We start from the raw sequence: 12,377 nt of genomic DNA on the forward strand, positions 1-12,377 counted from the left end.
GGACTGTAGAAGCAGATATCCATCAGGGCCAGAGGGATCCCTCAATAACAGGCCGGATATATGGGTGCAATGAACTCTTCTCAAAATCGTTATCGAATGTCTTGCAAACCGGATGGGTCCATATATGTCCGGCTAGCTTTCGTAGGTACAGGGACGTTGCCTTCGGAAGCGATAGCAATTTATCCATAAGACCAAGGCTAGTAACCAATGCATGTAACTTCGCTAGGGGCGTCTTGGAGAATCCAAGGAGGATAGGACGAGCAGTCCTCCTTGGTCGGGTGTGGGGTGAAGACCCACGACTTTGATTCACCTCGGCCGTTAGGCCGCTATGACTCACATATTCACTGAACACCAAAAGGCGATTTTATAAACCTCCCATCCAGTGACTCGCTTTATTTCATTACACGAGCACTGAATGAGAGCGACTCAACTACGACTTTTTCGGAAACACCGGATAAGAGCTGGTGCCAAGCACTTTGCCATCGACGTCGACACCGTAGTAGTCATTGTCATTATGGTATTTTTCCTGCGCTTGTTTCACATCGCCCTTATTGCGTGGGTCCTGTGGCCGTTCATGGGAGTTGATATAAGCGGCAACGTCCCAAGCTTGTTGGTTAGTCAACTGCATACTCTTACCGAAAGGCATGTTTTCATAAATGAAGAATGCGGCTGTATTGACCCTGTGCATCCCCGCGCCCCAGTTGTAACTCATTGGGCCCCATAATGGTGGCAGAGAGTAAACACCAGCAATTGCTTGGCCTTGACCATCGGCGCCATGGCACGCTTGGCAGTGGGCCGTATACACGGCTTTGCCACGCTCGGGTGAGAACGCAAGTTCAGGTTTTGGGATCTCAGGATAACCACGGCCCGGCAGATTTGCGCGTTGCTCAACTGTCATGGCTTTGGCTAGGGCGTCTGGCAGCGAGAAATCCTCACGTTTGGCGCCTTTAACCAATTCGGCATCGCTGATTTCTGGTACAGGGCCATCAAGGTTCGCCGCATCCATTAAACCACTCATCCCTAACCAGTAGGCATAGGCCGATAGCGCAACCAGTTCGGGGCTGCCCGCAGCGGGGGCTTTACCATTCATCGAATAGTTAAAGCAGCCTTGTATCCGCTCTTGAAAGGTATTTACTTTATCGTCTTTTTTACGATACGCGGGATAGGCAAAATAGGCGCCCCACACCGGTGACGCATTCGCCTTACGGCCCGCATCCATATGGCAGTTGGCGCAGTTAAGCTCGTTACCCACATACTTATCTCTTAACTGCTGGGTATTCACAAATAACTGATAACCCAAGCGTACTTTATCGCCGAAGGCACCTTCGGGAATCGCGCTTAAGGGTCTAGGCGTAAGATAGGTTTGATCTGGGTTTTTAGGGACTGAGGGCAATGGCGCCTGTTTATCAGGTAATTCTTGCGCCGCTTGCACTTGAGTTGTCAGCACGCCCATTGCGACCAATAGTAAGATGGCAGAAGATTTCATGGTCGGCTCCTTATTTCAAATTCGCAAAGTAGTTCGCTAAGGCATCCACCTCGGCGGCGGTCAGCTTGTTAGCCACATTGGCCATCATGCCGTCCACATCTCCCTTACGTGTGCCAGCTTGCCACGCCAACAGTTGCGTCTTGATATAGCTGGCCTGCTGACCCGCTAAACGCGGGAACAAACCGCCACCTAATCCAGAGGGGCCATGGCATGTGACACAGGCTGGTAAGCCGCGAGACCAATCACCTTGATAGGCTAAGCGCGCGGTATCATCGCTAAAGGTGATTTGTTCGCCCCTAAGCACAGGCTTAATCTCAGTCTTAGGAGATTTGGCGGAGAAATAACTCGCCACTTGCTCAATACCATCACCTTGCAGTGTCATCGCCATCGGCATCATGGTCGCGTTTTGGCGTACACCCGCCTGAAAATGTTGTAATTGGGTGGTGATATATTCTTTTGAGAGTCCGGCCAAGCGAGGGCCAAGTGGCTCAATGCCCTCACCTTCGACGCCGTGGCAAGTCACGCAGATTTGTCCCGCTGGCGGGATAGTTGCCGTGTTAGCGATGGCGACAGAGGTCAAGGCACAGCCGCTAATGAGCGCGATGCCTTTGGCTAATGTTTTAATTTTATTATTCATTTTCTATCCTTGAACAAACCTTGAATCACACGAAAACGCTTGAAAAACCGCGTTAACGGCTAAACCAAGGTCGCTAAAAAAGAGATAATTGAGTGGTGCGTTCTACGTTTAGCCCACACTAAACGCATCAAAACACCATACTCCTTGCACGGAAGCGGAACAAGCATTAAAAAAATCTAATATTAACCTTTTAGTAACCAAATCGGGTCGCTTCAAAGCTATTCAATAACTTATGCAGCAGATAACAGAGGAATAACGTCGCCACTATCGCCACAAAAATGCTGCTCACCCTATACAGGGCACTAAAAATTAAGTCGTTACCTGGAGTTAAATATTGGCCAAACAAAATCCCTAACGTCGTCATGGCGCCAAAACCGACACCCGATCCGCTCGCCTCCTTCACATGGGCCTGCGCAAACAACATTAAGCCAAGCCACAGCAGCGGTACAATCAGGATCAACAATCCTGACCAATCGTAGAGAAAGAGTTGCACCATCACCCCAAAAGACACCCCAAGCAAGGTGCCAATGGCACGTTTACGGGCATAATCCAACGCCCCATTCCAATGCATGGGGAATAAAAGTAGCAAGGTGGTTGCCTGCGCCGACATCGAATCACGCAGATCGAAAATCTGAAACACTAAGAAAGAGAGCGTGGCAATGCTGGCACCGAGCAACGCCTCATGGCGCATACGGTGCGGCGCCTTAGGGCCGGGTTGATAGGCGGCGCGGGGTTCAACATCCGGCCAAAGTGCAGTCATTAAATAGGCGATAATGACTGATAGCCCTGTCGCCCAGAAGTTACTAAAAATCAGATCATTCAGATCTGTGCCCGGATAGCTGGCAAAGTGCAGCATAATGCTTAAACTCAGCACGCCATTGGCACCAAAGAGGAACAGGCTACCGCGGGACATCGCCGCAAAACGATACAAAAACAGCAGAAAGACAATAGGTGTCATTATGCCTGGGTGGCTACCGAAGAAGCCTCCGAGCAGGCCGACTTCAAGCCCCGCAATGGCAGATGATGCCAATAATTGCCTTACCGCATGGCCACTTATCACAGGGACTAAACCCAGTAATAACATTGGGGTTACAGTAAAAAACACCCCATTACTCCAACCAAATAGCTTACACAGGGTAAAACCAATGGTACCGCCAGTGGCAATGCGCAAGCACTGGCGTAAGTCATTGGCGGTTAATGGGCTGTGGCGTAACAACATGCAAATTGCCTTGATATTAATAGATATAATGAAGCAGGCTAATGACCTTAATCTGCACCTTGGCTAGCAGGCTAAACAGCGTATTGTCGGGCAGCAATTGCACAGTAGCACGCGCGCCTGCGGGTAGGTTATTCATTGCACTGTTGTCTGACACACTGTCATCTAAGACTAAGTGCAGTCTTAAGCGCTGCGCATCACGCACCCAACGGTCTGACTCCTGCGGCGCGGCTAAACGACCATTGGCATCAAACTGCCCCGCACTCACCCCTGCATCGACACTGCTCACTTGGGCGTGATACAAACGACCAGGCTCACCGTCAAAGGCGATTAATGCGGGATAAGCGGCATTCACGCCCCGTAAGGTTTTTTCACGAAAATCGGCAATAATATCCAATTTATCAGAAACTAAGGCGAGTAATGGCTGACCCACGGCGGCAAAGCTGCCCACTTCAAGTTGCAGGTTGGTCACCACTCCATCTTGGTCGGCACGGATTTGGGTGTAAGACAGATTCAGCTCAGCTTGCTCTAACGCATTCATCGCTTGGCGAACTCTAAGGTTATCTTCGCCATAGAGACCACGGCTCACTTTGAGTTTATCGAGGCGAGCATTAGCGGCTAACACATTCGCCTCGGCGGCGTCCGCATCACTATCGGCTTGATCACGCAACTGCTGCGAAACGCCATGGGTCGCATAAAGTGCATCTAAACGTTTGGCCTCGCGGCGTTTTTGTTGTGCAGTCGTCACACTCGCATTCACTTCTGCTTTAGCGGCTAAGAGTGCAGCATCAAGTTCGGCATTATCCTGACGCACTTGTTCTAGGGCCAATTTGGCATGTGACACAGCCAACTCAAAGGGCGCAGGGTCGACTTGAAACAGTAAATCGCCTTTGGCGACCACTTGGTTATTTTTCACATTAATCGTTTGAATCTTGCCGCTGATCTGTGGAGTCACCTTAGTCACTACACGGGTTGCCATAGCCTGTGGGGTTAATGGCATCATAGTGTCGGCAAACATAAAATAGCCAAACACGGCCACAAAACCGAGCATGGCGATTTTGACAAGACGGGCAAATTGTTGATCCGGTGTCATCTTATTTCTCACTCAAGAATATCTGTGCTCTTGGTCAACTTGGCCAAGGCGTTTTCACTAATTAGGCTAATGATGCGTTCAAACTCGCCAAGCTCAGAGGCGCTAATGCCCGCTAATAATTCACCGCGCACATGGATAATCCGCGCTTCGACTTGCTTTAATACGTCTTTACCGGCGGGTGTTAGCGACACGATTCGGGCGCGCTTATCTTTAGTGCAGCAATGACGCTCGACTAAACCTTGCTCCTCAAGTTGCCCTAAGGTACGCATCAAAGAAGCCAATTCAATTTCCAGCGCATCCGCTAACACCTTTTGGCTCACGTTGTCACCTAGACGCAATAACTTCCACAACGCGGTCCATCGAGGATGGGTTAACCCAAGTGGTGCTAATTCCACATCCGCCACGGTACGCCATAAGCGGTGCAGGCGACCTAAATGTTCCGCGAGGGATAACTCCTTTAAGCGCTCGAGTTCTTTATACATGATGCTTACTCATTTACTTAGCCTGCTAAGCATTATACTTAGTTAGCAGGCTAAGTAAATATTTTCTGCTCAGAAAAGATCTGTGCACGCTGCCACGAAATCCGCAAAAAACCGAAAAACAACTGAAAAAGGTTCACCCGCTCGCAAATATAAAAAGCAGTATCTCTATAATATTCAAAAAGATATTCAGACAGGCATACGAATACTGGGAGGTTTACTGTGAAGAATTTAAACATTAGCACTCGGATAGTGTTAGGCATCAGCCTACTGCTATTTGCGGTGATGAGCTTTATCATGCCGCTGGTGCTATCGGAATTCAGTCGCCAAATAAGGGAGTCTGAACAACGGGAATTACATAAGTTATACGAAACCGCGGTGGCAAATATCGTCTCATCGGGACAAAGAGCACAGGCGATGGCAACCTTAATCTCACTCACACCTGAGATCCAAAGTAACTTTGCCGAGCGCGACCGTGAAGCACTACTTCAACGCACTCAACCGCTATTTACGCGCCTTAAACAAGATTTTGCCGTGCAGCAATTTCAGTTTCACACCCCACCCGCGACCTCGTTTTTACGCCTGCATCGCCCTGAAAAATTTGGTGATGACCTCACCGCAATTCGTAAAACCATTGTCGAAACTAACACCCAAAAACAGCCCCTCAGCGGCTTAGAATACGGGGTTGAAGGCTTAGGCATCCGCGGTCTCGTGCCGATGAATTACCAAGGACAACATACGGGCTCGGTGGAGTTTGGTATGTCATTTGGCCAGCCCTTCTTCGACAATTTTAAAAATGCCTACCAAGCAGAGATAACACTTTTGCTGCCTAAGGATGGCAACTTTGTCCCCTTTGGTGGCACCTTTACCACCGACACCAGCGCCTCCAGCGAACTCAACAAGGTAATGCAAGGTACTGAAGTGATTCGCGCCATCGATTTAGACGGCAAGAGCTACGCCCTGTATCGTCATGGGATGAAAGACTACTCGGGCAAAACCTTTGGTGTGCTGGATATTGCACTGGACAGAAGCCATTCTGAGCAAGCGATGTCCGATATTCGCTTTAAACTCATCATGATAGGCTTTATCGCCTTCCTAATTGGCACCGCGATTGCCTGGTTTATCGCCAAGAGCATTACCCGCCCAATTGCCGAAACAACCAATGCGCTCAATGACATTGCCGAAGGTGAAGGTGATTTAACCCGCCGGATTGAAGTGAAGAGTAAAGACGAAATTGCGCAACTTGCACTCGCCTTTAACCGCTTTGCTGAGAAAATCCACGCGACTGTTGCTCAAGTCTCTGACTCTACCAGCTTACTGGCGACATCGGCCGAAGAAATGTCTGCCATTACCCATGAAACTCAGCAAATGGCAAAACGGCAACACCTCGAGACCGAACAAGTCGCCACCGCCATGAATGAAATGGCGGCAACAGTACAAGAAGTTGCCCACAATGCGACTGATGCCGCCGACGCAGCAACCCACGCCAGCGAGTCAACTGAACATGGTAAGTTGCTGGTTGAAAAGGTCATTTCGACTATAAGTCTGCTGGCGGATGAAATAGCCCATGCCGCCACGGCCATCAACGAACTCGAGCGTAATACCGCGCAGATTGACTCGGTATTAGTCGTTATCCGTAATATTGCCGATCAAACCAATTTGCTCGCCCTCAATGCCGCCATTGAGGCTGCCCGTGCGGGTGAACAAGGCCGCGGTTTTGCGGTGGTAGCTGATGAAGTACGTACGCTCGCCAGCCGTACTCAAGCTTCAACCAGCGAAATTCAGCAGATGATTGAAGCCTTGCAACAGAGTGCCAAATCCACCGTCAGTACCATGAATACCAGTACCGCCACCACGCAAAACTGTGTTTCGTTGGTGCACGAGGCGGGGGAAGCGCTCGAAGCCATTACCCAAGCCGTATCCACCATTAGTCAAATGAACATTCAAATCGCTAGCGCTGCCAACGAGCAATGTGCTGTGTCGGCGGAAATCAATAAAAACGTCAATAATATTAATGATATTACGACCAATGCCACCGAGAGTGCCGAGCAAACGGCGCGGGCAGGAGACGAGTTAGCACAGTTGTCGATGCGCTTAACCACACTTCTCGCTCAGTTTAGGATTTAGGATTCAAGCAAAACAAAACGCCGCTAAATAGCGGCGTTTTTTTATGCTGTTAACGTTATACCGCCTTTGGGCGAACCCCTAAGGTATGGCAAATCGCATAGGTCAATTCCGCACGGTTTAAGGTGTAGAAGTGGAAATCCTTCACCCCTTCGCGGGACAACACTTTCACCATATCGATCGCCACGTTTGCGCCCACCAGCTGACGGGTTCCGGCATCATTTTCAAGGCCATCGAACTGCTTATGTAACCAGCTTGGTAAGCTCACATTGGTCATACCCGCAAAACGCTTTAACTGGGTAAAATTAGTCACGGGCAGAATGCCGGGTACGATTTCGACATCAATCCCCGCCGCAACGCAGCGGTCACGGAAACGCAGGTAAGATTCCACATCGAAGAAAAACTGGGTAATTGCACGGCTCGCACCGGCATCGATTTTACGCTTGAGGTTAATCAAATCCGCCTGAGCGTTAGCCGCATCTGGGTGCACTTCTGGGTAAGCGGCGACCGAAATATCAAAGTCGGCCACTGAACGCAGCAGGCGCACTAGATCCACCGCAAAGCGAGTCGGTTTTGGGCTGCCCGCAGGCAAGTCGCCACGCAGCGCCACTATGTCGCGAATACCCGATTTCCAGTAATGCTTTGCCAGATCTAACAGCTCTTCATCACTCGCATCCACTAAGGTTAAGTGCGGCGCAGCAACTAGGTTGGTTTCTTGTTGAATACGTTCAATTACGCCGTGGGTACGGTCACGCACGCCCGAGTTTGCCCCATAGGTTACTGAGACAAACTTAGGATTCAGCGGCTCTAAACGACGAATAGAGTTCCACAGGATCTGTTCCATTTCGGGGGTTGATGGCGGGAAAAATTCAAAAGAAACATTAATATCGCCATTAAGTTCAGACAAACTTTGGTTTAGCGAATGTGAATGTTGTGCGTGATGAAAAGCCATGTGTATTTCCTCAACCGCCCGAGTGCGACACTTATCGCGACTGGTACGACTATTAATGCAGTAGTTTAATCCATATGGACGTTTGGACGTCTATATGTCCATATACTAGAGAAACTGGCTGTTAAGTCAAGCCAAAAAATCCCCATTTTTGGCATTTTCTTATCCCTCGTTGATCACCTTGATTTTAGTCCTTATCTTCGCCAATAAAAAAGGACTCAAATGAGTCCTTTAAGCTTTTGAATTTAAATCTATTCTTGCAGCAGATCGCGGCAGATCTGTGTTAGATCCGATTGTACAGCTGCTGCCGTCACTTCGCGGCCCGCACCAGGTCCACGGATAATCAAAGGATTACCTTGATAGAAGGCTGAGCGGATCACAAACACATTGTCACCGGGCGTGAGGTTGGCGTAGGGGTGGCTCGCATCAATCCACTGTAATCCCACCTCGGCTTTAAGGACTGCGCCGCTATTATCCAAGGAGGCGACATATCTCAGCACTTTGTTTTGTTCCGCCGCTGCGCCGTATTGTTGCAGCAATTCATCATCCAGCTCACCGATACGGGCAAGGAATTGCTCCAGTGGAATATCCGCTAAATGGGCAGGCACTAAGGAGCGCAGCTCAATATCCTCAAGCTCGATTTCCAGACCGATTTCACGGGCTAAAATCAGCAACTTGCGCTGCATATCGCGACCAGAAAGATCGTCACGAGGATCGGGTTCGGTAATCCCTAAACCACGTGCTTCAATCACTAATTCGGAGAAGGGTTTGCTGGTATCGTATTTCTCAAATAACCAGCAAAGAGTGCCAGAGAAAATCCCGCCCACGGCTTCAACACTATCACCGCTGTTACGCAGATCGTTTAAGGCATGTTGAATAGGTAAACCCGCGCCGCAACTGGCGTTATAGCGCCAGAATAGACGGCGATAACCGAGTTGCTCTTTCAGTTCACGGTAAAACGGTAGCGGGCCTGAACCCGCCAGTTTGTTCGCGCTGACCATATGGATGCCACGCTCGAAAAACTCTGGGTATTGCAGAGTTAAACTGGCGCTGGCGCTGATATCTAATGCAATCAGTTCATCGCAGTTAAGTTGTTCTAATTGTTCAAATAGATGCTCATACTGCCAAGGAGTGGCTTCGTTATCAAATTCCTGCTGCCAGCTTTCCAGATCCACCCCCGTAGACTTAATCAAAGCTTTACTGGAAGTGACCAGACCGACTAACTCGACTTGCGCTTCAAGCTCTTGATTTAACGAGGGAGAGACTGACTTAAACAGCTTCACCCACGCCTCGCCAATATTGCCCACGCCCAGCAGCAATACGCCAATGCGTTTGCGCGGTCCAGCGCAGCGGCGATGCACTTTTTGGGTCAGCAGATTAACCTGCGACTGTGGCACTAAGGTCACCAGGCTTAAGTCACCACTGAACAAGGGCTTAGCATCACGACTCAGTAAACGGGCAAAGCTGCGGCGATAATGCTCGGCATCGGCACTCACCAACGCCACTAAACCGAGTTCGGTATTAATTTGCAGATCTTTAATGCCGAGGGCTTCGGCCTGCGCATCCAATAATTTTTGTACTTGTTTTTGGTTTTCAGCGGTATAGGCAAGCTCAAGCCGTTGATGCGCCGATACCCAATGGGCCAGTGGTGTTAATCCCGCTTCGACTAATTGCTCGAGCAGACTGGCGACATCACCCGCAATCTTAAAGCCAAATAACACCACGGCATTGAGGTTGGTCACCACGGGCGCACTCGCTGAGGAACTGTGCGGCGCAATCAGGGTAAAGTCGGTATGGGAGGCGTAGCTTGAACGCACAGCTAGGCTCACCTCAGTGTTAAACAGCGGCTGCAAAGTGCGTGAATGCAACACAGGTGAGCCTAAACGCGCCAAGCGGTCGGCTTCAGCAAGGGACATGCTCTTGAGTAATTTTGCATCGTTGATTTTATTCGGGTCAGCGTTAAAGACCCCTTCAACGTCGGTCCAAATGGTCACGCGCTCAATGTCGGCAAGGCTAGCAATTAAGCTGGCGCTAAAGTCAGAGCCATTGCGACCCAATAGCAAGGTATCGCCACGCTCGTTGGCGCAGATAAAACCGGTGATCACTAGGCGCTCGTTAGGGTGTGCGGCCAGTAAGGCTTGCACTTTGGCGCGGGATTCTTGCACACGAATTTGCGGTACGGCGGCCTCATCGGCCACAAGAATCGAACAGGCATCCACATGGCTTGCGGCCACGCCCGATTCGCGCAGCAGCGCTGCCATCAGGCGCGCCGACCAACGCTCACCAAAACTCACCACATGGTTAATTTGGTAATCATTGCGTACATCTAAAGATAATAGACTGATTAACTGAGCTTTATCAGTGGTTAAACGTTCGCGTAAATCCCGCGCTTGCTCGTTAGATAATAATTGCTCAATCAAGCCTTGCTGATAGCTGATAAGGACTTGTAATTCTTCTTGCCATAATTGGTTGCTATCGCGCAGGGACAATAATTTATATAAAAAGTTAGTGGTTTTACCCGCGGCAGACACCACCACCAGATCATCACTGTGGCCATGGGTTAACAGAATATGGGCGACTCGGCGGTAACAATCGGCATCGGCTAAGCTGGAACCACCAAATTTATGTAAGTGACAACGTGCCATCTATTATTCCTCTAATGACAAGCCGCTACGGCGGCCAATCCTGCTTGAATATCTGCAACTAAGTCGTCGGCATCTTCAATACCAACCGACAAACGTAATAGGGTGTCTTTAATGCCAGCTTCAAAACGCGCCTGCGGCTCCATCGCCCTGTGGGTCATGGTCGCGGGCACGGCTACGAGACTCTCGACGCCGCCTAAACTCTCAGCCACGCTGAATAAACTTAACGCATCTAAAAAGGCGACCACTTCGGCCTCGCCGCCCTTAAGCTCAAAACTCAGCATAGCGCCAAAGCCTTTTTGTTGCTTGGCGGCAATAGCATGGCCTGGATGATCCGCAAGACCAGGGTAATACACTTTACTGACCACTGGGCTATTAGTCAGCACGTCCACAATCCGCTCGGCATTACTTTGGTGCTCACGAATGCGCACAGCTAAGGTACGCAGGCCGCGCAGGGTTTGATAACTGTCGAAGGCAGAACCGGTTAAGCCTAAGGTGTTCGACCACCAATGTAAGGTCTCACCGAGTTGAGGGTCTTTGGCGACCACCGCGCCGCCCACCACATCGCTATGGCCATTAATGTATTTAGTGGTGGAGTGGATAACGATATCGGCGCCGAGCAATAGCGGTTGCTGCAAAATCGGTGACAGGAAAGTATTGTCCACTATCACTAACGCGCCCACACCATGACTTGCCTTGGCAATAGCTTCGATATCAACCACCCGCAGTAATGGGTTGGATGGGGTTTCAATCCACACCATTTTAGGTTGCTGGGCAATCGCTTGCGCAAGCGCTTGGCTGTCGGTTTGATCGACCACCAGCAATTTAAATTGGCCTTTTTTCGCCAAATTAGTAAATAAACGGTAAGAGCCACCGTAACAATCGTGGGGCACCACCAGTAAATCATCTGGGCCCAGTAAAGTGGTCACTAAGGTAATGGCTGCCATGCCAGTACAAGTCACTACACCGGTTGCGCCTTTTTCCAGCTTAGCTAAGGCATCGCCTAAGATGCTGCGGGTAGGATTGCCGGAACGGCTGTAATCAAATTCGCGAGGATTTTTATGACCATCGAAGGCGTAATTCGTCGACAGGTAAATTGGCGGCACCACGGCGCCATATTGAGTATCGCTTTCGATACCCTGACGCACTGCCAATGTGGCTAATTGACGCTCGGTCACTAATTTGCCTGCGGTCATCGGGAACTCCTAAGTTCGCAAAGAGATGTCTGGACGTCTAAATGTACCTAAGCCCAGTGGTATCGTCAATAGGCGTTAAGACGTTTAGACGTCTAAACATAAAGAAATCTGTTTGCAATCGCTAAGAAATAGTAGCAATAATTTGACTGTAATCTGTAAGGGTTTAAAATCTGCCCCGAATTTAGCGTTATAACAGGTGAGTCAATGACTGAATGGAATGGGGAATACATCAGCCCCTATGCTGAACATGGCAAGAAGAATGAACAAGTAAAGAAAATTACTGTGTCTATTCCGCTCAAAGTGCTAAAAGTCCTCACGGATGAACGCACGCGTCGTCAGGTCAACAACCTGCGCCACGCGACCAATAGCGAACTGTTGTGCGAAGCATTTTTGCATGCCTACACCGGCCAGCCTCTGCCTGATGATGCCGATCTGTCGAAAGAGTGCCCAGACAGCATCCCCGCTGAAGCGAAGCGGTTGATGGACGAAATGGGGATCGAGTGGGAAGACATGGAATAACGCTTAAGCGCCCATAATCCTGCCGTAACTAATTAT

The 12,377-nt window shown here is 49.8% G+C and carries 10 protein-coding genes; 2 read left to right on the plus strand and 8 right to left on the minus strand.

The features are described 5' to 3' along the window. Positions 1–430 precede the first annotated feature (430 nt). From AEA42_RS04295 to slyA, 5 genes are all read right to left on the minus strand, one after another. Positions 431–1,486, minus strand: a complete 1,056-nt coding sequence (locus AEA42_RS04295) for a c-type cytochrome (protein WP_055647063.1) — start codon at positions 1,484–1,486, stop codon at positions 431–433. Between the two features lie 10 nt (positions 1,487–1,496). Continuing rightward, positions 1,497–2,123 (minus strand): c-type cytochrome, encoded by a 627-nt coding sequence (locus AEA42_RS04300; protein ID WP_037422540.1) that lies wholly within the window; start codon positions 2,121–2,123, stop codon positions 1,497–1,499. A gap of 190 nt (positions 2,124–2,313) precedes the next feature. Beyond that, on the minus strand, positions 2,314–3,342 hold the full coding sequence (locus AEA42_RS04305; protein ID WP_055647064.1) for a DUF2955 domain-containing protein: 1,029 nt from the start codon (positions 3,340–3,342) through the stop codon (positions 2,314–2,316). A 16-nt stretch (positions 3,343–3,358) separates the two neighbouring features. Then, positions 3,359–4,432 carry an HlyD family secretion protein gene (locus tag AEA42_RS04310; protein ID WP_055647065.1) on the minus strand — a complete coding sequence of 358 codons (1,074 nt, stop codon included), beginning with the start codon at positions 4,430–4,432 and terminating at the stop codon, positions 3,359–3,361. A gap of 8 nt (positions 4,433–4,440) precedes the next feature. Beyond that, positions 4,441–4,914 (minus strand): transcriptional regulator SlyA, encoded by a 474-nt coding sequence (slyA, locus tag AEA42_RS04315; protein ID WP_055647066.1) that lies wholly within the window; start codon positions 4,912–4,914, stop codon positions 4,441–4,443. A gap of 219 nt (positions 4,915–5,133) precedes the next feature. Here slyA and AEA42_RS04320 point away from each other — a divergent pair, with 219 nt between their 5' ends. Further along, positions 5,134–7,038: a methyl-accepting chemotaxis protein gene (locus AEA42_RS04320; RefSeq protein ID WP_156312300.1), complete on the plus strand. Its 1,905-nt coding sequence runs from the start codon at positions 5,134–5,136 to the stop codon at positions 7,036–7,038. A 55-nt stretch (positions 7,039–7,093) separates the two neighbouring features. On the opposite strand, the gene metF is transcribed toward AEA42_RS04320, so the two are convergent. From metF to metB, 3 genes are all read right to left on the minus strand, one after another. Further along, on the minus strand, positions 7,094–7,987 hold the full coding sequence (gene metF, locus AEA42_RS04325) for a methylenetetrahydrofolate reductase (protein WP_037422525.1): 894 nt from the start codon (positions 7,985–7,987) through the stop codon (positions 7,094–7,096). Between the two features lie 248 nt (positions 7,988–8,235). After that, complete coding sequence (locus tag AEA42_RS04330; protein WP_055647067.1) at positions 8,236–10,629, minus strand: bifunctional aspartate kinase/homoserine dehydrogenase II; 2,394 nt, start codon at positions 10,627–10,629, stop codon at positions 8,236–8,238. 11 nt (positions 10,630–10,640) lie between these two features. Further along, positions 10,641–11,804, minus strand: coding sequence for a cystathionine gamma-synthase (gene metB, locus AEA42_RS04335; RefSeq protein WP_055647080.1), 1,164 nt, complete (start codon positions 11,802–11,804; stop codon positions 10,641–10,643). Positions 11,805–12,026: 222 nt separating this feature from the next. Here metB and metJ point away from each other — a divergent pair, with 222 nt between their 5' ends. After that, positions 12,027–12,341 (plus strand): met regulon transcriptional regulator MetJ, encoded by a 315-nt coding sequence (gene metJ / locus AEA42_RS04340; protein WP_011073770.1) that lies wholly within the window; start codon positions 12,027–12,029, stop codon positions 12,339–12,341. Positions 12,342–12,377 lie beyond the last annotated feature (36 nt).

Origin of the sequence: Shewanella sp. Sh95, from assembly GCF_001308045.1 — a bacterium.
Classification (GTDB): domain Bacteria; phylum Pseudomonadota; class Gammaproteobacteria; order Enterobacterales; family Shewanellaceae; genus Shewanella; species Shewanella xiamenensis.